At 70.4% G+C, this 22,827-nt stretch carries 19 protein-coding genes; 8 read left to right on the plus strand and 11 right to left on the minus strand.

Annotated elements, in window-relative coordinates:
- Nucleotides 1-7 precede the first annotated feature (7 nt).
- The gene (locus AC16DP_RS44310; RefSeq protein WP_329734916.1) at nucleotides 8-1,831 is read right to left on the minus strand and encodes an OPT family oligopeptide transporter; all 1,824 of its coding nucleotides are present in this window, start codon (nucleotides 1,829-1,831) and stop codon (nucleotides 8-10) included.
- Complete coding sequence (locus AC16DP_RS44315) at nucleotides 1,828-4,143, minus strand: serine histidine kinase EspA (protein ID WP_329734917.1); 2,316 nt, start codon at nucleotides 4,141-4,143, stop codon at nucleotides 1,828-1,830. Before AC16DP_RS44315 ends, AC16DP_RS44310 begins: the two co-directional genes overlap by 4 nt.
- Nucleotides 4,144-4,350: 207 nt before the next feature.
- On the opposite strand from AC16DP_RS44315, the gene AC16DP_RS44320 reads away from it, so the two are divergent.
- Nucleotides 4,351-5,742 carry a serine/threonine-protein kinase gene (locus AC16DP_RS44320; protein ID WP_414640817.1) on the plus strand — a complete coding sequence of 464 codons (1,392 nt, stop codon included), beginning with the start codon at nucleotides 4,351-4,353 and terminating at the stop codon, nucleotides 5,740-5,742.
- A 333-nt stretch (nucleotides 5,743-6,075) separates the two neighbouring features.
- Nucleotides 6,076-6,978 (plus strand): hypothetical protein, encoded by a 903-nt coding sequence (locus tag AC16DP_RS44325; RefSeq protein WP_329734918.1) that lies wholly within the window; start codon nucleotides 6,076-6,078, stop codon nucleotides 6,976-6,978.
- Nucleotides 6,979-6,981: 3 nt separating this feature from the next.
- Here AC16DP_RS44325 and AC16DP_RS44330 read toward each other — a convergent pair whose 3' ends face one another.
- On the minus strand, nucleotides 6,982-7,752 hold the full coding sequence (locus AC16DP_RS44330) for a YqjF family protein (RefSeq protein ID WP_329734919.1): 771 nt from the start codon (nucleotides 7,750-7,752) through the stop codon (nucleotides 6,982-6,984).
- A 157-nt stretch (nucleotides 7,753-7,909) separates the two neighbouring features.
- On the opposite strand from AC16DP_RS44330, the gene AC16DP_RS44335 reads away from it, so the two are divergent.
- The gene (locus tag AC16DP_RS44335; protein WP_483957071.1) at nucleotides 7,910-9,100 is read left to right on the plus strand and encodes a hydroxymethylglutaryl-CoA synthase; all 1,191 of its coding nucleotides are present in this window, start codon (nucleotides 7,910-7,912) and stop codon (nucleotides 9,098-9,100) included.
- Between the two features lie 21 nt (nucleotides 9,101-9,121).
- Here the strand turns inward: AC16DP_RS44335 and AC16DP_RS44340 are convergent, their stop codons facing one another.
- Entirely contained in the window at nucleotides 9,122-10,462 is a 1,341-nt protein-coding gene (locus AC16DP_RS44340; RefSeq protein ID WP_329734956.1) for a M24 family metallopeptidase, read from the minus strand.
- A 133-nt stretch (nucleotides 10,463-10,595) separates the two neighbouring features.
- On the opposite strand from AC16DP_RS44340, the gene AC16DP_RS44345 reads away from it, so the two are divergent.
- The 3 genes from AC16DP_RS44345 to AC16DP_RS44355 all read left to right on the plus strand — a co-directional run bounded on the left by AC16DP_RS44345 (nucleotide 10,596) and on the right by AC16DP_RS44355 (nucleotide 13,103).
- The gene (locus AC16DP_RS44345) at nucleotides 10,596-11,285 is read left to right on the plus strand and encodes a CBS domain-containing protein (protein ID WP_329734921.1); all 690 of its coding nucleotides are present in this window, start codon (nucleotides 10,596-10,598) and stop codon (nucleotides 11,283-11,285) included.
- A 138-nt stretch (nucleotides 11,286-11,423) separates the two neighbouring features.
- Nucleotides 11,424-12,767, plus strand: a complete 1,344-nt coding sequence (locus AC16DP_RS44350; RefSeq protein ID WP_329734922.1) for an MFS transporter — start codon at nucleotides 11,424-11,426, stop codon at nucleotides 12,765-12,767.
- Nucleotides 12,768-12,875: 108 nt separating this feature from the next.
- Complete coding sequence (locus AC16DP_RS44355) at nucleotides 12,876-13,103, plus strand: hypothetical protein (protein ID WP_329734923.1); 228 nt, start codon at nucleotides 12,876-12,878, stop codon at nucleotides 13,101-13,103.
- On the opposite strand, the gene AC16DP_RS44360 is transcribed toward AC16DP_RS44355, so the two are convergent.
- The 4 genes from AC16DP_RS44360 to AC16DP_RS44375 are packed head-to-tail and all read right to left on the minus strand — an operon-like array spanning nucleotide 13,092 to nucleotide 16,652.
- Nucleotides 13,092-13,700: an MBL fold metallo-hydrolase gene (locus AC16DP_RS44360; RefSeq protein ID WP_329734924.1), complete on the minus strand. Its 609-nt coding sequence runs from the start codon at nucleotides 13,698-13,700 to the stop codon at nucleotides 13,092-13,094. The genes AC16DP_RS44355 and AC16DP_RS44360 overlap by 12 nt on opposite strands.
- A 21-nt stretch (nucleotides 13,701-13,721) precedes the next feature.
- Nucleotides 13,722-15,074 carry a coproporphyrinogen-III oxidase family protein gene (locus tag AC16DP_RS44365; RefSeq protein ID WP_329734925.1) on the minus strand — a complete coding sequence of 451 codons (1,353 nt, stop codon included), beginning with the start codon at nucleotides 15,072-15,074 and terminating at the stop codon, nucleotides 13,722-13,724.
- Nucleotides 15,071-16,210, minus strand: a complete 1,140-nt coding sequence (locus AC16DP_RS44370) for a DegT/DnrJ/EryC1/StrS family aminotransferase (RefSeq protein WP_329734926.1) — start codon at nucleotides 16,208-16,210, stop codon at nucleotides 15,071-15,073. Before AC16DP_RS44370 ends, AC16DP_RS44365 begins: the two co-directional genes overlap by 4 nt.
- A 13-nt stretch (nucleotides 16,211-16,223) precedes the next feature.
- Nucleotides 16,224-16,652, minus strand: coding sequence for a hypothetical protein (locus AC16DP_RS44375; RefSeq protein WP_329734927.1), 429 nt, complete (start codon nucleotides 16,650-16,652; stop codon nucleotides 16,224-16,226).
- Nucleotides 16,653-16,985: 333 nt separating this feature from the next.
- Here AC16DP_RS44375 and AC16DP_RS44380 point away from each other — a divergent pair, with 333 nt between their 5' ends.
- Nucleotides 16,986-18,917, plus strand: coding sequence for a thiamine pyrophosphate-binding protein (locus AC16DP_RS44380; RefSeq protein WP_329734928.1), 1,932 nt, complete (start codon nucleotides 16,986-16,988; stop codon nucleotides 18,915-18,917).
- A 46-nt stretch (nucleotides 18,918-18,963) separates the two neighbouring features.
- Complete coding sequence (locus tag AC16DP_RS44385) at nucleotides 18,964-20,514, plus strand: peptide MFS transporter (protein ID WP_329734929.1); 1,551 nt, start codon at nucleotides 18,964-18,966, stop codon at nucleotides 20,512-20,514.
- Nucleotides 20,515-20,527: 13 nt separating this feature from the next.
- Here AC16DP_RS44385 and AC16DP_RS44390 read toward each other — a convergent pair whose 3' ends face one another.
- The 3 genes from AC16DP_RS44390 to AC16DP_RS44400 are packed head-to-tail and all read right to left on the minus strand — an operon-like array spanning nucleotide 20,528 to nucleotide 22,806.
- Entirely contained in the window at nucleotides 20,528-21,232 is a 705-nt protein-coding gene (locus AC16DP_RS44390; protein WP_329734930.1) for a hypothetical protein, read from the minus strand.
- Nucleotides 21,233-21,288: 56 nt separating this feature from the next.
- The gene (locus AC16DP_RS44395; protein WP_329734931.1) at nucleotides 21,289-21,846 is read right to left on the minus strand and encodes a hypothetical protein; all 558 of its coding nucleotides are present in this window, start codon (nucleotides 21,844-21,846) and stop codon (nucleotides 21,289-21,291) included.
- A gap of 57 nt (nucleotides 21,847-21,903) precedes the next feature.
- Nucleotides 21,904-22,806, minus strand: coding sequence for a MerR family transcriptional regulator (locus AC16DP_RS44400; protein ID WP_329734932.1), 903 nt, complete (start codon nucleotides 22,804-22,806; stop codon nucleotides 21,904-21,906).
- Nucleotides 22,807-22,827: the final 21 nt, after the last annotated feature.

The following is a 22,827-nucleotide window of genomic DNA, read 5'->3' on the forward strand; positions in this document are numbered from 1 at the left end:
GCCGCGCTCACCCCTGCTGGATGAGACCGGCGGCGACGAGCGCCGCGATGAGGACGCTCAAGAGGGACTCGCCGATGATGGCACCCGCGCCCGCCGACTGCACCGTCTGCGTGGCGGAGGGACGGAAGCGGGCCACCGCGGCGGCCAGCAGGGCCCCGAGGCACAGCGTCACCGCGTAATAGGCCGGCACGACGAAGCCGATGCCCATGGCGGCCGCCGAGGGCAACAGCTTCGCCAGCCGTCCGCGAGCGCCCACCGTCAGCAGCACGCCCGCGAGGAAGCCCAGGCCCGTGGCCAGCGCGGAGGAGCGCGGAAGCTCTCCCAGCCCCTTGGAGGCCAACTCCGCCACGGCCTTGAATTGCTGTGCCGTGGGCATGGGCAGCGTCTCGGAAGCCAGCCCGTGCGCGGACACCAGCAGCGCGTAGGTGGGGATGGCCACGGCGGCGCCCAGCAGCAGCCCCGGAAGCTGCACGAGCAGCTGGCGCGAGGCGCTGGCCCCGAGCAGGCGCCCGGCCTGGAGCGACCACAGGCTGACGCTGGTATGCGACGCGGCGCCCGACACCACACCACCGGCCGCGACGTTGAGGCCGGGATGTCCCGGCACGCCCAGGCCGAAACCCACCTGCGCGAGCTGTCCCACGGGGCTCATGGGCGCGATGTCCGTCTGGCCCGTCGCCCGCGCGCACACCGCGCACAGCGGGAACGTCAGCAGCAGCGCGAGCAGGAAGTACAGCGGGCTCAACTGGAAGGCGAACCACGCCATCACCCCGGTGAGCACGATGGCCGGGAGCACCGCCCTCGCCACCCACCGGCCGGCCGTGGACTCCCAGCCCGCGCCGTCCTGCCCCAGCTTGCGCAAATCCCGCATCACCGAGGGCAAGGCCCCCACCTGGGACAGGAGCGACGTGGCCGCCGCGCCCACCATCAGCCCGACACCGGGCCACAGCAGCCAGCCGAGGAGCGCGGGAAACTCCTGGCCCTTCACCACCTCCACCACACCCGTGCTCACCAGCCAGGGCGCCAGTCCGGCCCACGCGAGCGCCGAGCCCAGCAGGATGCTCAGCCCCGTCTGCGGGCCCACCAGCACGCCGATGCCCAGCATCATCGGCTGCCAGCCGATGCCCAGCATCAGGGTGTTGGCGCCCAGCCCCCCCAGCGTCAGCGACCCGGGCAGCATCGACGCCTGGGGCACGAGCTTCAACGCATCCCTCGACAGGGTGAGCCCCATGGAGGCGAGGCCACTCACCCACAGGCCCCGGACGCGCTCCGCGTAGGCCGAGCCGGTGGAGTGCAGCGTGGAGATGAGCTCCGCGGTGGCGGCGCCGGTGGGAAACGGCAGGGCCTCGTCCTCGAGCAGGCGCCTGCGCAGCGCGAAGGCGAACAGCACCCCGAGCGTCCCCAGGCCCACGCCCCACAGCGCCACGGCCCAGCCGGGCGGCTGCGTGCCCAGCATCGCGAGCGCGGGCACCGCGCCCAGCAGTCCGGCGGTGGCGGGCACCGCGCCCACGGAGACGGCGGCCGTCTGGGAGAGGTTCGTCTCGAGCGGGGAGACCGGAGGGCCGCGCCGGGCCATCGCCGACAGGCCACCGAAGGCCAGCAGCGAGGACAGCACGCACCCCGACTCCCAGAAGCCCGTCTTCAGGCCCGTGTAGACGTTGGTGACGGCCACCACGGCGCCGATGAGTCCTCCGGCCACCAGCGCACGAGCCGTCAGCTCGGGGGGAGTGGGCACCGGCGCCACGGCAGGCACCGGGTGGAGCGAGGGAGAAGAGGACTCGTCCGGAACGAGCACGGGGGCGGCCGCGGCGCGCCCGGACTGCCGCTCACTCATCTCACGCCTCCCTGGAGCACGGCCACCGGTGCGCCCGCCGACGGTGTCGCGGCCGAGGCCGGCGACTGCGCGGAGCGGCTCACCAACGCTCTCAGCTGGCGCAGATCCAACGGCTTGCTGAGCTTCGGGTTGGACACTTCCTGCAGGAAGCTCAACGCCCTGGGGGTGAAGGCGCCACCCGTCATGAAGACCACGCGCTGGGCCTGGTCCGGCGTGGAGCGGTTCAGCTCGGCATACAGGTCCATGCCCGTCATCCCCGGCATCATCACGTCGCAGAGGATGAGGTCGAAGCGGTTGCCCTGGTCCATCAGCTTGAGCGCGGCCCGGGCGCCGTTGACGGTGGCCACCTCGTGGTCCGGCGACAGCGAGCGCTGGAGCGCCCGCGTCACATAGGGCTCGTCATCCACCACCAGGATGCGCGCGCGGCCCGCGGTGGGCACGGGCGCGGGCTCGACCCGCACCTCGGCCGGCACACCGGCCACGCCCAGGCTCACGCGGAAGGTGCTCCCCTTGCCCGGCTGGCTCTCCACCGCGATGCGCCCGCCCATGGAGTCGATGATGCCGTGGCAGATGGACAGCCCCAGCCCCGTGCCCTCGCCCACCGGCTTGGTGGTGAAGAAGGGATCGAAGATGCGCGCCTGCACCTCCTGCGACATGCCCACGCCCGTGTCGCGCACCTCCACCACCACCTCGCCCGTGCCGCTCTCGCGGATGACGACGCGAATCTCATGGTCCTTCGCATCCCCCTCGGGAATGGCGTGCGCCGCGTTGAGCAGCAGGTTGAGGAACACCTGGCACAGCCTCGACTCGTTGCCCTGCACCGAGGGCACCGGCTCGAACTGCGTCACCAGCCGCGCGCGGTGCTTGATGACGTTGTCCGCCATCTTGCACGCCAGCTCCACCGCCTTGCTCACCTCCACCGGGCCCAGCCGGTCCTCCTGCTGGCCCCGGGCGAACGTCTTCAAATCCCTCACGATGGAGGCGATGCGCTCGGCGCCCTCCACCGTCTCGCGGATGACCTGGTGCAGCGGCTCCACCGTCTCCGCCACCGGCGAGCTCCTCAGCCTGTCCAACCCCTCGGAGATGAGGTGCAGGTTGACGAGCATGTACGCCAGCGGGTTGTTGATTTCGTGCGCCACGCCCGCGCCCAGCGTGCCCACCGAGGCCAGCCGGTCCGCCATCTGCAGCCGCGACTGGAGCAGGCGGCGCTCTGTGGTGTCGCGGTGGACCATGATGTGGGCGATGGTCCTGCCCTCCGCGTCCCGCAGCGGCGCCACCACGGACTCGCAGTAGCTCTGCGTGCCGTCGGCCCGCTTGAAGTCCATCTCCCCCGTCCACCGGCCGTCGCGCTCCAGCGCCGCGAGCACCTCGCCCGTGCGCTTGTCCTCCACGCCCGGGTGCAGCAGCGAGAAGAGCGTCTGCCCGAGCGCCTCGGCCTTGCCCCGGCCGAACATCTTCTCCGCGCTCGCGTTCCAGTCGATGATGCGCCCGGCCCGGTCCGTGACGACGACGCCCTCGCACAGGCTCTCGAAGATGAGCGCCTGGCGGCGCAGCTCCTGCTCGGCCACCTTGCGCTCGGTGATGTCCATCACCGTGCCCGTAATACGCACCGGGGTGCCCGTCTCGTCGCACAGCACGTCACCCTTGCAGGACAGCCACCGGCCGCGCGCGCCCGTCAGCTCGATGCGGCACTCCACGTCCAGGTGGACGCGCTGGGCGAGCGCCGTGGCCAGCGCCTCGCGCACGCGCTGCAGGTCTCCCGGGTGCACCACCTCGGACAGGTCCGTGGGGCGCCCCGACAGCGAGCCCACCGGCAGGCTCAGCAGCCGGTCCACCTGCTCGCTCCACGTCACCGCGCCGGTGACGGCGTTCCAATCCCAGATGCCCACGCGCGCCGCGCTCAGGGCCTGGCGCAGCTGCTCCTCGCCCTGCTCCACCAGCTCTCGCATGGAGAAGCGCAGCACCGTCACGGTGCCGATCTGCACCCGGTCCCCCTCGTGCAGCTCGGCGGACGCGATGCGCACGCCATTGAGGTAGGTGCCGTTGGTGGAGCCCAGATCCTCCAGGTGGAAGCTGCCCTCGGGCGCCCGGGTGATGCGCGCGTGCCGGCGCGACACACCATGGTCGTTGATCTGAAAGCCCGCGTCCGCTCCCCGTCCCAGCACGTGCTCCGCGGACTCGATGCGGAACACCTTTCCGATCGCCGCCGGCGTCGTCGTGCTGGTGAGGATGAGGCACGCGCTCTCCGAGGACTGGAGCGGCTTCGCGGGCCCTCCGCACATCGTGAGATCGTCCACCATCTTCATGGCCATGCTCTTCCCGGGGGCAGGAGTGGTTCGTCAGCCGAGCGAGTATCCCGCAGAGTCGGGGCTCGGGGCACCTCACCCTCCCGGTGTCCCGAGAGCCCATCCATCCACCAGTGGACACCTCGTTGCACGAGGGCAACCCAAGTGCCCTGCGCTCGACAGAGGGGGACCCCCCTCCTGAGTCCCTCGTGCGGGGGTGGTAAACTTGAAGCAATGGCGGACACGGACAGCACTTTTCACATCCTCCCCCGCACCGAGCGGACGCCGCCCCGAGAGCATCCCGCCCGCGTGCAGCTCGCTCCGGGTGCCCTCGCCGGTGAGTACATGCTCAAGGCGGTGCTCGCCTCGGGCGGCCATGGCGCGGTGTACGAAGCTGAACATCGGATTCTGGGCCGGCGCGCCGCGGTGAAGGTGTTGCATCCGCACCTGACGGATCAGGGCGAGATGCTGCAGCGCTTCGTGCGCGAGGCGCGCGTCGTCAATCAGATACGCCACCCGCACATCGTGGACGTGTACGACTTCGGCATGCTGCAGGACGGCAGCCCGTACTACGTGATGGAGCTGCTGCCGGGGCGCACGCTCAGCCAGTTGTTGCAGGAGCGCGGGCGGCTGTCGCCGGAGCGGGCGCTGGCGTACCTGGAGCCGGTGTGCGCGGCGCTGGAGGCGGCGCACCAGGCGGGCGTGGTGCACCGCGACCTCAAGGCGAGCAACGTGGCGGTGGTGTCCGAGGGCGAGCCGCCGGTGGTGAAGCTGTTGGACTTCGGCATCGCCAAGTTCATCCACCCGGAGCCGGGGCAGGAGGGGCTGACGGTGGCGGGCCAGCGGCTGGGCACCTCGCAGGCCATGGCGCCCGAGCAGTTCCGCAGCGGCCACATCGGGCCCGGCACGGACATCTACGCGCTGGGCGTGCTGCTGTACCAGATGTTGACGGGCCACTACCCCTTCCAATCCGAGGACCGGTTGGAGGTGGAGCGGATGCACCTGGAGGCGCCGGCCCCGAGGCCGAGCACGGAAGTGCCCGTGGCGCCCGCGGTGGACGCGGTGGTGCTGCGCTGCCTGGAGAAGGAGGCGGAGCGGCGCTACCCGGACGTGGCCTCCTTCCGCGCCGCGCTGCGCGAGGCGGTGGACCCGGCGAGCCCCGGCAAGATGACGGCGCAGGGCCGCAGCGTGCGCGCCTTCGCCCTGCACGCCGAGGTGGTGCTCGAGGACGGTGCCGAGGACGACGCCGCGTATGCCGCCGTCTCCGAGGTGCTCGACGGGCTGGAGCAGGAGCTGCGCGCGGCGGGCTTCGTGCTCGCCGTGCAGACGGGCATGGCGCTGCTGGGCGTGTGCCCGCTCGACGAGCCCCCGCACGCGGATGCGCGCGAGCTGCTGGAGAAGGCGCGCGAGCTGCACCAGCGCGCGCAGAAGCTCGCGGCCGGCACGCGCGTGAGCGTCCACGCCTGCGTCCACGTGGGCCAGGTGGATGCACGGCGCGGCCCCGAGGGCCTCGACATCACCGGTGGACCCCTGGCGGACATCGCCGGCTGGGTGGTGCGCGACGCGAGCGGTTTCGGCGTCACCCCCTCGGCCGCGCGCGCCTGCTCCCTGCCGCTGGCCGGCTGACTCAGGCCGCAACTCCCCTTCCCCTCTCAATCCCAGACGACGTGAGGCCTCGCGCGCCTCGCGTCGTCCTCGCACGTCTCCCCGACGGGACGTGAAATGCCTTTCACTGCCCGACGCCGCACGTGGGTCGGTTGCCCGGAACCGACGTTTCGGGTGTCTCAATTTTGACCGATTAGACTGTTTTCGCGGGGGTATCCTTTATTTCATCGCTCCCGGTAATCACACTGATGACGTGGAGTTCAGCTTGTCGGGCTGGAATTCCGAAGGACTCCACGAGGGGGAGTGACAGGCAGAGCGACATCTCCCGCGTCATCCGTTCCCAGGGGGTGGACCATGCTGTTGAAGACCTTCGAGTCTCGGCGCAGCGGTTGGGAGTTTCTGGCACTGGTGCTGTCCTGCGCGGTGGGCTGCGGACCAGCGGAGGGGTGGCCAGAAGAAACGGGCGGGCAGGAGGAGTGGGGGTGCACGGCCCAGGAAGTCATCGTGGGCAACGGGCTGAGCCTCAATGGCTTGAGCCTCAACGGGCTGAGCCTCAATGGCTTGTCGACGAGCAGCTTCGACAGCTGGTTCCAGGGCGACCCGACGGTGCGCAACGAGGTGATGAAGTACGTGGTGACGTGCGCGGTGCCCGCGGGCCAGACGCGCACGTACACGGGAGGGGGCACCACCTATACGTGGAACGGCCTGCTGGGACTCGCCCCGAGCTGGGCCAGCGGCTCGGCGGCCACCACGGCGGAGCTGCAGGTGGTGTCGGCGTGCATGGCGGCGCACGCCAACAAGTTCGGCATCCACGTCACCATCTCGCTGCTGGGGCTGGACGGGGCCGGCAACACCATCACCTATACGACGCAGGAGCTGGCGGACTACAGCACCCAGGAGGCGTGCTTCTTCGGCAACCTCTTCGACGGGAGCACGGGCGTCTTCGGCGGCAACGATGGCCTGACGCTGACGAGCAGCCAGAGCAGCCCGCGCGTGTGTGGCATGGCCGGCTCGCCCAATGCCTCGCAGTGCACGCCCATGACGTACGTGGGCAGCTGCTCCACCTACTGCACCCGCGACGCGACCAACACCTTCTACACCTCGTGCAGCTACAACGGTGTCACCTACCGGCCCGTCACCACGCGCATGAAGCCCTCGGACTTCTACAGCTGCGGCGACGGCACGTGCCAGGCCACGGAGAGCTGCGGCACCGGCACCACCGCGAAGAGCTGCGCCGCCGACTGCGGCGCCTGCTGAACGTCACCGCCCTGAGAGGGATTGGACGCGCCGGAGGCGGAACACGTCCACGTCGACGCCCTCCGAGAAGAGCGCCATCGGCGGCTCGGCGGGGCGGGAAATGCCGGCGGCGGCCAGCAGTGACTCGTCCAGGCCCTCCACGTCGGCACCGCGCACCTGGTAGGGCGGGTGGTGCACCTGGCCGCGGAAGAGCGAGCCCCGGGCGGTGGAGTAGAGGAAGTAACGCTCGACGAGGAAGTGCTGGAGCGTGCCCGGAGTCGACGGCGCGGCCGGCCCCCGGGGCGTGCAGCGCACGGCGCAGGTGGCGGGCGTGGGCCCGGGCCACAGGCGCTCGGAGCGGTAGGCGATGGGCTCCCCTTCCCCGCCCCGGGTGAGCTCCATGCGCGCGTACTGGTAGGGCAGCTTGAACCACGCCCGCGCGAGCCGCACCGCGATGGCGTTGGCCGCCTCCAGGCTGAAGAACCAGACACCCGGGTCCTTCCCCTGGAAGTGCACGTACGTGCGCACGTTGGTCTCGTGGAAATCCGACAGGAAGCCCACCGCGGGCAGGCCCCGGGGACGCACCCCGCGCATGGTGAAGGGCACCAGTCCCACCCACGCCTTGCCATCGAAGGTGTCCAGCGTCAGGCCCGGCGGCAGCAGCGGCGCCATCACCTCCGGCGGCAGCGCCCAGTGCAGGAAGAGCAGGTGGCGCCAGCGCTGGTACATGACGGGCCGCTCCTCCGGCCGGCGCGTGGGACTGAGGCGATCGATCTCGGGCACGGACCCCTTCATACCCCCGGTGCCTTCCTGGATGGGGCCCCACATGCGCCCACCTTGTCCCCGGGACCAAGGAGCCGGCGGGGGGTGGAAACGCACCCGGCCGATGGGTCAGACTGTTCCCCCCCCCCACTTTCAGTGTCCCCCCACTGAAGAATTGAAGGAGTGCTGGATGCAGGCAGGACTGGAGAGCCTTGGTATCGCGGTACCGCCCACGTACGTGGAGTTGGCGGAGCTGGCCAAGGCGCGCGGAGTGGCGCCGGGCAAGTACGTGGACGGGCTGGGCGTGACGCGGATGGCCGTGCCGCAGGTGGAAGAGGACACGGTGACGCTGGCGGCGCGCGCGGCGCGCATGGCGATGGAGGCGGCCGGGTGCACCGCGGACGACGTGGGCATGCTGGTGGTGGGCACCGAGACGGCGGTGGACCACTCCAAGCCGGTGTCCTCGTACGTGCAGGGCCTGCTGGGACTGTCCACGCGCTGCCGCGTCTTCGAGACGAAGCACGCCTGCTACGGCGGCACCGCGGCGCTGCTGCTGGCCATGGACTGGGTGCGCTCGGGCAGCGCCAAGGGGAAGAAGGCGCTCATCATCTGCTCGGACATCGCGCGCTATGGCGTGGGCACGCCGGGTGAGCCCACGCAGGGCGCGGGCGCGGTGGCCCTGCTCGTGTCCGACAAGCCGAAGCTGCTGGCCTTCGAGGCCGGGAAGACGGGCGCGTACGCCAAGGACGTGATGGACTTCTGGCGTCCGCTCTACTCGAAGGACGCGGTGGTGGACGGGCACTACTCGGTGCAGTGCTACCTGGACGCGCTGGAGGGGGCGTACAGGGCCTACCAGGAGGCGGCCGGGGACGCGGGGGGCGAGGGCATGTACAGCGATCGCTTCGCGGCGCTCGTGTACCACGTGCCGTACGGGAAGATGTCGCGCAAGGCGCACCGGCACGTGCGCGCGCTGGACGGGGACAAGGAGCCGGACGCGAGCTTCGACCGGCTGGTGGGCCCGAGCCTCGTGCTGCCCTCGCAGGTGGGCAACATCTACACGGGCTCCATGTACCTGGCGCTGGCGAGCCTGCTGTCGTGCTCGCGCGAGGACCTCACGGGCAAGCGGGTGGGCCTGTTCTCGTACGGCAGTGGCTCGTGCGCGGAGTTCTTCAGCGCGGTGGTGCAGCCCGAGGCCCAGGCGCGGGTGAAGGCGCTGGGCCTGGAGACGCTGCTGGAGAAGCGGCGCGCGCTGAGCATCCCCGAGTACGAGGCCATCATGGCGGCGCGCGAGAGGCTGGACGACAAGCCCGCCGAGGACGTGCCCGGCGAGGGCTTCCGCTACCAGGGCACGCGCGACCACAAGCGCATCTACGCGCGCTGAGGCGGTGCGAGCGGGAGGCGGCTACGGAATGAGGTAGTACGCCTCCTGCCGGGGGACGAAGAAGCGCCAGCCCTCGGGGGTGAGGTACGCGGGGTCCTCCTGCATCGCGAACACCTCCTGGCCGTCCCACTCGGGCACCGGGCCGCGCGTGTTGAGCTCGATGGAGATGTACGAGCCCTCGCGCAGCTTCTTCGGCTCGTCCTTGCGGCTGGCCGAGCGGAAGTCGATGGAGGCGCCCAGCGCGTGCCCCTGGTTGCCCAGCGGGTGTGAGTACACCTGGGCCACGATTCCCTTCTCCTTCATCGCGGCCATCACCGCCTCGTACACCTCGCCGGACGAGCGCCCCGGACGCGACTCCCTCACCATCGCGTCCTGCAGCGTGTTCGTGTTGGCCAGCACCCGCTTCAGGCCCTCGGGCGCGTCCTGCTCGCCCTCGCGCAGCACGTAGGCCATCTTCTGCCAGTCGCTGTGCAGGCCCAGGTAGCTGACGCCGAAGTCCACGTGCAGCAGGTCTCCCCGCTGGATGACCACGTCCTCCCTCGCCACCGCGAGGAAGCCCCGCGACGAGCCACCGTCCTGCCCCTTGCGCTGCACCCGCAGGTCCGGCTGGAACCAGGTGCCCACGCCGTGCCGCCCCAATTCGTCATACAGCCAGCGGCGCACGTCCCCCACCGTCGTGACGCCGGGCTTCACCACCTCCGGCGAGAAGGCCCGCTTCACCATCCGCTCCGTGAGCGCCACCAGCGTGCGGTAGTGCTCCAGCTCCTCGGGGATGCGCGTGTCCAGGTACTCCTCGATGAGCGGCGCCGCGCTGACGAAGCGTGCCTCCGCCTCGGGCCCCAGCGCCTCGACGAGGTACGTGTACGCATCCCGCGTCAGGCTGTGCGTCACCGCGCGCCTGCCGCCGATTCCCAGCGCGATGGTGGCCGGCTTGTACTGCTTCTCGAGCTCCCCCAGCACCTGCTTGTAGACCCGCGTCTGCTCCGGCACATCGAAGAAACGGGTGAGGTTCTCCTCCTCGTAGGCCGGGAGCGCGTACTTCTTCAGCCCCTGCTCGCCCGCGTCGATGAAGACGAAGACGTCGCGCAGCCCCGCGTAGGGCCGCGGCGGCGCCACGTACTGGGTGAGCGGATCATCGTGGAACTCCTCGTTCACGATGATCCACATGCCCACGCCGTGCTGACGCATCATCGGCAGGAGCAGCGCGTGGCGCTTCTTCAGCCAGGCCTCGCGCACCTCGAGCTGTTGGGACCAGGACAGCAGCCGGGGAGCCTCCGCGCCGGTGGGAGCGGGGCGGGCCGTGGCACACGCCAGGTTCAGGGCAAGCAGACAGGTGACGACTGCACGACGGTCCAACGACATCATCGAGCGACTCCAGAACGAGGGGCGCCCAGGTTACTCCCGCGAGCCGGTGGCGCGCGGCTTGCTCCACTCCCTCCCTGGCCCATCTGGAGGCGCAAGTCTTGCGCCTGGAATGGCCGGGGGGAGGCTGCCCATGAAGGAACTGCGCGAAACGGAAGGAAACTGCTTGTCCATCCACCGGGTGTCGACCGGGTTCGGCGAGAACGAGGAGGAGATCCGCTGGACGGTGAAGTGTCCGGACTCCCACCACGTGGTGGAGCTGGACACGTGCGAAGGCTGCCCACACCTGGAGCACATCCAGCGGGGAGTGGCCGGGCCCGAGCGCCTCCAGTGCCATCCCCAGGTGAGGCCGTCCGCCCCCCCACCGAGCGAAGCCTACGATCCACTGCTGCCCCCGCTGCTCGAGCACACCCGCGTGCACGAGCTGATGACGCAGGACGTCTACTGCGTCGACGAGGAGGTGATCGCCGAGGAGCTGGCGGAGCTGTTCGCCACGCGCAAGGTGAGCGGCGTGCCGGTGCTGGACGAGGACGAGCGCCTGGTGGGAGTGGTGAGCCGGGCGGACCTGCTGCGGACCTCGGAGGAAGAGGAGGACACGCCGAGGCTGCACCCCGAGCGCGCCGGAGCCACGGCCTCCGAGTTGATGAACGCCTCGCCCGTGGTGGTGCATGAGGGAACGACGGTGCCCCAGGCGGCGGCGGTGATGGCGTCCGCGAAAGTCCACCGTGTGCTGGTGGTGTCCGCCGAAGGCAAGGTGGTGGGAGTGCTCAGCGCGATGGACGTGGTCCGCTGGGTGGCGCGCAAGGCGTGTTACGCGGTGTGAGCCCCCCGCACCGTCGAACGCCTCGTGGGAGCCGGGTGGGCTGGCCCGTGCTGCACCGTGCTTGTAGAGTGCGCCCGCGCCAGCGCTCCAGGTGAGCCACCGGTAGCGCTCGTGGCATGCGAGCGGCGAGGCAACAGCGTGTCTGAGCGGACTCCGAAACTGAGCGGCATGGCGGGCTTCACGACGGTGTGGCTGGGCCAGGTGGTGTCGGTGCTCGCCACGCAGATGACTGCGTTTGGCGTGACCCTGTGGGTGTACGAGCGGACGGGGAGCGCCACGGCGCTGGGGCTGACGCAGTCCTGCTACATGGCGCCGCTGCTGCTGTTGTCTCCGCTGGCCGGGGTGCTGGTGGACCGCTACGACCGCAAGTGGCTGATGGTGGCGAGCGACCTGGGGGCGGGGTTGGGCACGGTGACGATGCTGGTGCTGCAGTCCCTGGGATGGCTGGAGACGTGGCACCTGTACGTGGTGAACGCGGTGATGGGGGCCTTCCAGAGCCTGCAGTGGCCCGCCTGGTCCGCGGCGGTGAGCACGATGGTGCCGAAGGAGCAGCACGGGCGGGCCAACGGGATGATGTCGCTGGTGGAGGCGGGGCCGGGCGTGCTGGCGCCGCTGCTGGCGGGGGCGCTGATGCCGCTGATCCACCTGCGGGGACTGCTGGTGCTGGACGTGCTCACCTTCCTGGTGGCGGTGGGCACGATACTGAGGGTGCACGTGCCCGCACCGCGGGCCAGCGCCGAGGGACGGCGGGCACGGGGGAGCATGCTGGAGGAGTCGCTCTACGGCTTCCGCTACATCGTGGCGCGGCCGGGCCTGCTGGGGCTGCAGCTGGTGGTGTTCGCGGGCAACATGGTGGTGGGAATGGGCTTCACGGTGCTGGCGCCGCTGCTGCTGTTGCGCACGGGGCACGATGGGCTCGTCTTCGGCACGGTACAGTCCATGGGCGCGCTGGGCGGAGTGGTGGGTGGGGTGCTCATGAGCGCATGGGGAGGACCTCGGCGCCGGGTGCACGGGGTGCTGATGAGTTGGCTCATCGCGGGGCTGTTCGGCCAGGTGCTGCTGGGGATGGGACGGAGCCTTCCGGCATGGGGCACGGCGATGTTCGTGCTCGGGCTGGTGGCCGCGGTGAGCAGCACCTGCAACCAGACGCTCTGGCAGGCGCAGGTGGCGCCGGACATCCAAGGCCGGGTGTTCACGGCGAGGAGGCTGGTGGCGTGGCTGGCGGTGCCGCTCGCGCCCCTGCTGGCCGGCCCGTTGGCGGACCACGTCCTGGAGCCGGGCATGAAGGAGGGTGGAGGCCTGACGGGGCTGTTTGGCGGCTGGGTGGGCACGGGCCCGGGAGCGGGCATGGCGCTGCTCTGCGTGCTCTCCGGCCTGCTCATGGCGCTGGTGAGCCTGGGAGGCTACCTGTGGCCGGCGGTGCGGGAGGTGGAGGGACCTCGAGCCGAGCCGCAACCGGTCTCCCTCGAGGGGCAGGTCTGACCGCTGTCCCTGGCTCGATGCGTGCCACCGGGCCACGGCACGCCGTCCTGCTGGGAGGGCGGCCCGGGGCTCCTTGCGGGTGAGGTAGCGGGCGGTTACACCCATGGGGTGACCGACGTGAGAGACCCGCACGTACAGGACGCGCTGCGGCAGGCATGTGACGAGCTCGGGTTGCCCCTCACCTACCGTGGCTGCGTCCATCCGCTCCTGCGAGACCCCGAGGGCGAATGGCCCCAGTGCTGCGGCGGGGGCTGCTACCCGTGCTCGCAGACGCTCGTCGATGTCGCGGTGCGCACGCTGGAGTTGCTCGGCACTCCGCGCACCTCACCCTTGTAACGCTCGATCGAGCTCCTCCAGGGCCGCGCGCCCGCCGCGGAATACAGGCCAGCCATCCCCCACCAGCACCGTGTCGATGCGCGGCCATGCCGTGAGCAGCTCACGCACCGAGGCCCGGGCCCGGTCCCGGTCCTTCAGCTTCGCGTCCGGCAGGAGGTTGAGCCGGCCACCCATGTGGCCGCGAATCAGGTCTCCCGTCACCAGCGTGGTGTCCTCGAGGAGCAGAGCCAGCTCGCCGGGCGTCTTGGAGCCGTGCAGTTCCATCGCCATCAGCCCGGGGACGAGCTCATCCCCCGTGACGAGCCACCGGTCGCACTCGAGAGGAAAGGTGTCCGCCTCGGCGCGGGGACCGGCCACCTTCGCGCCGAAGGTGGAGACCAGCTCGCGGGTGTTGCGCACATGCTCCGAGTTGGTCACCACCACCCAGGCCACGCCACCGAGCGAGCGCAGGTGCGCGGCATCGTGCGTGGACTGAGGGAGCGGGTCGATGACCACGTTGCCCTCGGGGCGCACCCACAGGACGCTGTGGAAGTCGAGGTTGCGCGCCTCGTCAAACACGGACCAGCCGAAGAGATCTTTGCGGTGCAAGGCTTTCATGATGCCCGAGACTACGCGGGCTCAACCCGTGGTCCGCAACGCTTCCGGCAAGGGTGTGCGTTCGGACAACCACTCCACCGCTCCCGGCGCGTAGAAGAGCGCGCGGATCCACGGCAGCTCGCGGAACCGGCCCGGCTCCACCCCGTACACCCCGCCCTCCTCCCGCAGCCAGCCCACCGCCCGCGCGTGCTCCAACTGCGGCCCGTACAGCGTCTCCAGCTCCACGCCCGCGAAGGCCCGGAAGCGCGCCGGGTCGATGAGCCCGAAGTTCAACGAGAGCAGCACGTACTTCGCGCACCGTTCCGCGTCCGGCAGCGTGTACCCGTCCTCCTCCGGCAGCACCGCCCCGCCCTCCACCGCCCTCACGTACGCGTCCACCTCGTACGGCGCGAACCACCAGCGCGAGCCCACCAGGCTCGATGCGTAGTTGCCCGCGCCCACGTACGGCAGCCCGTCCAACAGCCGCCCCTCGAAGTACGGCGACGTCCCCGTCTCCCCCGCGTGCCGCGAGAAGTTCACCGAGCCATAGGGCGCGTGGAAGCCGTTCGCCGTCAGGTGCTCATACGCCAGGTCGTACAGCGTCCCGTAATCCCCCGGCGTGGGCCGCACCGCCGTCAGCTTCGGCATCGCGCGCCCCGCTCCCCGGTACAGGCAGTCGTACGTCGTCACCGAGTCCACCGGCAGCGCCGTCACCCGCTCGAGGTCCTGCCACCAGTGCTCCCGCGTCTGCCCCGGCAGCCCGAACACCAGGTCCACGTTCACCCGGCGGAAGCCCACCGCCGCCAGCGCCTCCACCGCCCGCTCGCCCAGGCTCCGCTGCGCACGCCGGTTCACCTGCGCCAGCGTCTCGTCATTCGTGCTCTGCAGCCCCATCGACACCCGATCCACCCCACCCGCCTTCAGCACCGCCAGCCGCTCCCCGTCCGTCGCCGCCACCCGCGGCGTCGTCTCGATGGACACCGGCCACGCCACCTCGCACCGCCGTCTCCACGGGCGCAACGCCTCCAGCACCCGCTCGAGCCACTCCGGCGCCAGCAGCGTCGGCGTCCCTCCGCCAATGTCGATGCCCGGCACCGTGCACCCCGACGGCAGCGCCGCGTCCAACCGCTCGAGCTGCGCGCACAGCGCGTCCACGTAGCGCGCGTGCACCGCCGCGCCCTTCCGCAGATCCACCGCGAAGTTGCAGTAGAAGCACTTCGCCTCGCAGAAGGGCACGTGCACGTACAGCAGCACCCGCTTCAGCGTCTCCAGCGTCACGCCCGCTCCAGCCGGTGACGTGAAGCGCTCACGGAAGTACTCCCGCGAGGGCGGGTACTGAATCGTGAAGTCCAGCGGCCGCGCCGAGGCCAGCGCCAGCGCCCGCCTCCAGCTCACCGCCGCGACTCCTCGGCGATGATGCGCGCCACCGCCGCCACGTCCTCCTCCGCCAGCGTCTGGTGGATGCCCACGAAGAGCGACGCCTCCGCCAGCGCCGTGCAGTTCGCCAGCCCGTCGTGCGGCAGGTCCTTCCACGCCGGCTGCCGGGTGATGGCTCCGCCCATCAACGTGCGCACCTCCACCCCGCGCCCCATCAGCCGCTCGGCCAGCCCCGCCGCGCTCCCCTGCTTCACCGAGAACGGGAACACGAAGGGCGAGCCGTTGTCCTCCGGCGCCGCGTACACCGTCAGGCCCCGCTCGTCCCGCAGCGCCTCGTACAGCGTGGCGTAGTGCGCGCGCCGCTTCGCCTCGTGCGCCTCCCATTTGCGCAGTTGGAAGCGCCCGAAGCATGCGTTCAGCTCGGACATCTCCAGGTTGTGCCCCATGCGCACGTAGTGGAAGTTGTGGTGGATGCCCGGCGGCGCCGTGCACGCACCCGGGTCATAGTGACAGGTGCACTCGCGGCCCCAGTGCGTCACCGACTCCACCACCCGCTGCCAGCTCGCGTCCGGGCACACCACCGCGCCCCCTCCGAACGAGGACAGGTGGTGCGGATGGTAGAAGCTCCACGTCGCCAACGTCCCGTACGCGTGCGCCGGCTTCCCGCCGATGCGCAGGTCCATCGTCTCGCACGCGTCCTGCAGCACCAGCAGGTCCCGCTCCCGCGCCAGCTCGAGCAGCGCCTCCAGCGCCGCCGGGAAGCCCAGGAAGTGCGTCACGCACACCACCCGCGTCTCCGGCCGCAACGCGCGCCGCACCGCCTCCGGGTCGATGCAGAAGCCGCCCGGCTCCGTGTCCACCACCGTCACCGCGAAGCCCGCGGTGCGCAGCGACGACACCGTCGTGGGAAAGGTGAAGCCCGCCGTCACCGCGTGCGCCCCGGGGCCCGTGCGCTCCGCCAACGCGAGCGCCGCCGCCAGGTTCGCCGAGCTGCCCGAGTTCACCAGCGCCAGGTGTCCCGCACCCAAACGCCCGCCCAGCTCCCCCGCGAAGGCCTTCAGGTTCGCCCTCGCGGGGCCCAGCTGCTCCGCCACGAAATGCTCGAAGCCCTCCGTCTCCACCGGGCCGGTGCAGGGATACCGATAGCGCGCCATCTCGCCTCCGCGCTCAGCGCGCCTGCTTCTGCGCCGGCTGCGGCAGATCCGGATCAATGCCCCGGGCGATCCAATCCACCGCCTTCGTCTCCCACTCCGGATCCTTCAGCGCGTCCAGGTAGCGCTCATAGGCGTACACGCCCGTGGCCTTCGCCAGCCGGAGGATTTGAATCAACGCCACCGTGCTGTCCAACACCACCACGGAGCGCTCCATGCCGTGGCCACGCAGCCACACCATCGACTCCTTGATGAGCTCCTGGGTGTCCGGCGGGTTGGCCTTCTGTGATCGCGAATCCACCAGCAACCCGAAGGGCTTCCCGTTCAGGGCTACCACCCGCGAGCGCAGATCCTCGAACCAGGCCCGCGCCTCCGCCGGAGTGATGTACCCGGGCGCGTGCACCCGGAAGCCGTAGTCCGTGACGACGTTTTGTGGGACAGGCATCACTTGCCTCGTGTTCCCGGTGGGAGGCGCCCCTCGCGCCCCGCTCTGCCGGAATGGGAACGCCCAGCTTAGCCCGAACTCTCTTCCACTCGGAAATTCAAGGGGTTGGACGCGGGGCGCGCGCCCCTATCACATCCAAAATCCAGCCGAATTGAAATCTTTTAACTTACTTGTTTTCCCGCTGAAGAATCTGGGGTAATTTGCGCAACCGACACACCGCGTCGCGCGCACGCGCTCCTCGAAATCTCAGTACCCGAGATTTCCTCGAGGTCCACAAACCCGCTGTTCTGGGGAAGCGCGCACCCCGAACGTCGAATGAAGAAAGGGGAATCCGTGTCCCAGCCCGCCCTCGCCAAGGCCCTCACCCGTGCCCTCCTCCGTGGAGAGAGCACCTCCGCCCTGTTCCCGCAGGGGATGAGCCCGCTGAGGGACGGGAGGATGGAGGCGGAGGGAGCGGAGCCGCACGCCCGGCAGGAGGAGCCCCAGACGCGGCTGGCGCTGCGCTCCTTCCACTCGTTCGAGGATCTCACGGTGGCGGAGGCGCTGCTGGCGCACCTGGAGGCCGAGCAGGTGGACGCGGTGTTCGGCATCCCCGGGGGCAACATCGCGCCGCTGGTGCAGGCGCTGCGGCGGCAGTCGCGCATCCGCTTCATCATCGGCAGCCACGAGGGCGGCTCGGCCTTCATGGCGGACGGGTACGCGCGCGCCACGGGCAAGCTGGGCGTGTGCGCGGTGACGGCCGGCCCCGGGGCCACCAACGCGATGACGGGCGTGGCCTCGGCGCATCTGGATCAAGTGCCGGTGCTGACCATCAGCGGGCAGGTGTCCACCGAGCGCTTCGGGCTGGGCGCCATCCAGGAGAGCACCGACGAGGGCGGCATCAACACCGCGGAGATGTTCCGCCACTGCACGGCCTCGAGCACCACCATCGTGGACGCCAGGAGCTTTCCGCGGCTGATGGAGCGGGCGCTGAAGACGGCGCACGCGCTGCCGCACGGCGCGGTGCACGTGAGCCTGCCCACCAACATCGCCCGGCAGAAGCTGGCGAAGGTGTGCGTGCCCACGGCACCGGGCTCCTGGAAGGGCACCCTGCCCGCGGCGCCGGCCTCCGAGGTGTACACGGCCTTCGAGTTGCTGCGTCACGCGAAGCGGCCGCTGGTGTACCTGGGCTCGGGCGCGCGCGAGGCGCTGGAGAGCCGGGGCGCGGAGTTCTCCGCGTTCGTGCGCCGCTATTGCCTCCCCGTGGCCACCAGCCTGCGCGGCAAGGGGCTGTTCTCCGAGGAGGATCCCCTCTCGCTGGGTGTGCTGGGCATCGCCGGCAGCAAGCGCGCCGAGCAGTACCTGGGCGAGGGCGTGGACGTGTTGATGGTGCTGGGCAGCCGCCTGGGCGAGTGGGCCAGCAAGAGCTTCTCCTCGCTCTTCGAGGCGGCGCACACCGTCATCCAGGTGGATGCCACGCCGTCGGTCATCGGCCAGTTCCTGCAGGTGAACCTGCCCATCGTGGCGGACGTGGGCTCGGTGGTGGCGGGGCTGGTGGAGTTCGGCCACGGGGCCACGCCGGGCAGCGAGGCGCAGGTGCGCGAGCGCCGCCAGCACCTCAACGCGCTGAACCTGGCCCACCGCGCGGCCGCGCCCGTGCTGCCCGAGGACGGCCCGCTCAAGCCGCAGCACGTGATGGAGGAGCTCAACCCGCACCTGCGCGCCCACACGGACCTGTACGTGGACATGGGCAACTGCACCGGCTGGGCCACGCACTGTCTGCGCATCACCCCGCCGGCCCGCGTCTTCTACCCGTGCGGCCTGTCCTCCATGGGCTGGTCCATGGGCGCGGTCATCGGCGGGAAGGTGGGCAGGCCGGAGAACACGGCGATTGCCCTCACCGGGGACGGCTCGTTCCTGATGAATGGCACGGAGCTCGTCACGGCGGTGCGCTACGGGGTGGGGGCCGTCTACATCGTCCTCAACGACAACTACCTGGGGATGGTGAACCACGGCGAGCACGCCCAGTCGGGGGGCGAGTACGAGCTGGACGACCCGTACTTCAGCCTGGGAGATCCGGACCTGGTGAAGTTCTCCGAGTCGCTGGGCGCGCGGGCGTACGAGGTGACGCGGCCGGGCCAGCTGGCGGAGCTGCTGCCCGAGGTGCTCCAGCGCGCGGACACGGAGCGCCGGCCGCAGGTGCTGGTGTGCCGCATCGACTACCGCGAGGTGCCGCCGTACGGGGACCGGTTCGCCGCCGTCGCCTCGGCCCCGAAGGAGGGCTGAGCGCGGATCCGCCTTCGCGGGTAGAGTCCGGGCCCAGGAGCCCGGAATGAACCAGCCCCCCGCCACGCCGTCCGCCAGCGAATCGGCCGTCCCCCTCGCCGCGACAGGAGCTCCCGTGCCGGAGCCGCGGGGCTTCTTCGGCCACCCGCGCGGGCTCTCCACGCTCTTCTTCACGGAGCTGTGGGAGCGCTTCAGCTACTACGGCATGCGGGCGCTGCTCTTCCTCTTCATGACGGCGGCGGTGGAGAAGGGCGGCCTGGGCTTCGACACGGGCAAGGCGGGGGCCATCTACGGCCTGTACACCTCGGGTGTGTACCTCACCGCCATGCCGGGCGGGTGGCTGGCGGACCGGCTCATCGGCCAGCGGCGCGCGGTGCTGTATGGCGGCATCATCATCGCCCTGGGGCACTTCAGCATGGCGCTGCCCGGGACGCTCTTCTTCTTCCTGGGGCTGCTGCTCATCGTCATGGGCACGGGGCTGCTCAAGCCCAACATCAGCACCATGGTGGGCGGCCTCTACCCCGAGGGCGGTGCCCGGCGGGACGCGGGCTTCTCCATCTTCTACATGGGCATCAACATCGGCGCCTTCATCGCGCCGCTGCTGGTGGGCTACCTGGGGGAGAAGGTGAACTGGCACCTCGGCTTCGGCGCCGCGGGCGTGGGCATGGTGTTCGGCGTCATCCAGTACCTGGTGGGCGGCAAGCACCTGGGCAACGTGGGGCAGAAGCTCCCGAGCGAGCCCCCGGCTCCCGGACAGGCGGAGCGCGGCGGCGGCTCGCGCACGCTGGGGCTCGCGGTGGTGGGGGTGTTGGGCGGGCTGCTGGTGGTGCTGCAGCTGCTCGGCGTGGTGGACCTGACGACGGCGGTGGGCCTGGCCAACGCGGGCGGCCTCATCATCGTGACGCTGGCGCTCGCCTTCTTCCTCTTCCAGTTCACGGCGGGTGGGCTGGACGCCACGGAGAAGCGGCGGCTGTCCGTCATCGGCGTGCTCTTCATCTGCTCGGCCATCTTCTGGGCGGGCTTCGAGCAGGCGGGCTCCTCGCTCAACCTCTTCGCCCGCGAGCTCACGGACCGAACGGTGTTCGGCTGGCAGATGCCGGCGAGCTACCTGCAGGCCGTGAACGCGCTGCTCATCATCAGCTTCGCGCCGGTGTTCGCGTGGCTGTGGGTGTGGCTCAACAAGCGCGGGCTCGAGCCGTCCAGCCCGGCCAAGTTCTCGCTGGGCCTGGTGCTGCTGGGCTCGGGCTTCGGGGTGATGGTGGCGGCGTCACTGGCGGCCGCGGGAGGCCAGCAGGTGAGCCCGCTGTGGCTGGTGCTCACCTATCTGCTGCACACGCTCGGGGAGCTGAGCCTCAGCCCGGTGGGACTGAGCACGGTGACGAAGCTGTCCCCCCAGCGGGCGGTGGGTCAGATGATGGGGGTGTGGTTCATGTCCATGTCGCTGGGCAACCTCATCGCCGGGCGGGTGGCCGGGCAGTTCGAGGCGATGCCCCTGCCCCAGCTCTTCGGCGCGGTGGCCGCCGTGGCCATCGCCGCGGGCCTGGTGCTGTCGCTCTTCGTGCGCCCCATCCGGCGGATGATGAGCGGGGTGCACTGAGCCCGCGGACGGCTCAGCGCGAGGCCCTGAACTCGGCGGCGAAATCGAGGAACTTCAGGGCCGCCTTCCGGTGGTCCCCCTGGCAGTCCTGAAGGTATTTGACGTGCCAGCCCTCGCCCGGGGCCTCCTTCTTGACGTCCCGGAGCCAGTCCTGGAAGGGCTCCACCGTCAGGTCCTTGCTCTGGTTGAAGACGGAGTTCCGGATCCATCCCGTGGTGAAACAATAGAGGGATTCGACGGTGTCCTGTCCCGTGAGAAAAGACAGGTCCTGCCCTTCGTGCATCCGCTGCCGGAGCCAGAGCAACGCATCGACCAGTTCCACCTGACGCCCCCCCCACTCCCTGGGAAGAGGTCCGTAGGTCGCGGCGATTCTCCCGTCCAGGGCCCCGGCCTTGCCTCTTGGAGCTAGACCGAAACGCTCCACGTACCCGGCAACCAGATCGAGCAGCACCAACGCGGCTTTCTCATGGTCGCCCTGGCAGTCTCGCAGAGGCTTGACGTACCAATCTCGATGCAATGGCTCTCCCTGGCTGTCGTGGTACCAGTCCAGGAACTCCTGCCATGCCAGGTCATACCCCCCGTTGAAATGGGTATGAGCGCTCCAGCCATGAATGAAGGGAAGGATGGAATCAGCGCTCTCACTGCCGGTGACGAACCACAACGCATGCCGCTCCATCACCCATTGGCGATCCCGGACCAGCACATCGAGCAGCCCCACCCTCCGCCCACGCCATTCCTCGGGGAGAGGAACCGTCTTGACGACCTCTTTGCCGCTCACAGTGTCTCCACGATTTCGTGAACGATACGACTGCCCGAGTCCGTGCTCAGCCTGGCGATGTATTCGCGAAGGGGAAGACCCGCCAGCCCTGTATAGGCATCGATGACCCTGTCATCCAGCTGCACCGCCACATGATGCCCGGTCGACGAGATCTGTAGATTCTTGACCAGCACTCCGTCCTTGAGCACATCGAAGCCCAGGTTTTTTCGTGAGCCTTCCACGGTGAACCGGATGAACACCGGCTTCTGCGCGAGCTCGCGCAGTCCCTCGTGGATGGCCCTGGCCACCTTCTCGCATTCACCCGCGCGGCGGTTCGCCACGGCGAAGGCATTCTGGAACGCCACCAGCCAGCCCGGCATCCTGCCCAGGTCCCTGAGCAGCAGGTACTGCTCGACGACACACTTCATCTCCCCCATGAGCAGACAGGCCTTGAGCCGGGCACGGATCGACTCGTCTTGTGGCCCGGGAGCAGAAGCCCGCGCCACCTGACAGAAGAGCAGCACCACCAGGAGAACAGACCCGCTCCACCTGTGGGTGCTTCTCGCCGTGCTCATCGTCCAGACAGCATAGCGGGAGTGACCCGGTCCGGTGCAGCCGCACCGGCGGTGAATTCACCCGCCCAACAGCCGTGGCCAGTCGTCCGCGCTGTCGAACAGGTGCACGCCGAGCCGCTCGCAGACCTCCTGGTGCACCCGGGCCGCCGCTCCGCCCACCCAGATGGGCGTCTCCTTGGGCACCCCCGCCACGATGCGCGCCAGCGACTCCTCGAAGTCCTGCGCCCCGTGGTCCGTCACCGCCGACAACCCCACGAGCTCCGCCTTCAGCTCGCGCGCCACCCGGCCCACCTCCGCCGCCGGCGTCCGCTGGCCCAGCAGCGTCACCGACAGCCCCCCATGCCGCATCCGCAGCGCCGCGCCCAACAGGCCCAGCTCGTGCTGCTCGTCCGGAAAGCATGCCAGCACCACCCGCCTGCGCCCCGTGTCCGGCGCCGCGTGCAGCAGGCTGATGACCCGCGCCCGCACCTCCTGCGTCACCAGGTGCTCCTGCCCCACCGAGAACGCCCCCGCGTGCCAGCGCTCGCCCACCTCGCGCAGCAGCGGCACCAGCACCTGCTCGTAGGCCTTCAGCGGTGTCAGCGACGCCAGCACCTCGTCGAGCACCCGCGACACCCGCCGCTGGTCCAATGCCGCCGCCGCCCCCAGCACCTCGTCCCGCCAGGCCGTCAGGCTCGTGGCCCCTGGCTCCGGCGTGGCCTCGGGCGCCGGCGGCGCCGTGTCCAGCTCCTCCTGCAGCTGCGGCAACATCGTCGCCGCCTCGCTGATGGACACGCCCTCCTCGGTGAGCTGCTTGAGCCGCCGCAGCAGCGCCACGTCCCGGTCCGTGTACACCCGGTAGCCCGACGGCGTGCGCCGGGGCGCCAGCACCCCGTAGCGCCGCTCCCACGCGCGAATCAGCTCCACCCTCACCCCCGACAGCTCGGCGGCGACGTGGATTCTATAGCTGCGCTCGGCCATCCCACTCCTCCTCCGCCCCCA

This window comes from Archangium sp. (genome assembly GCF_057119385.1).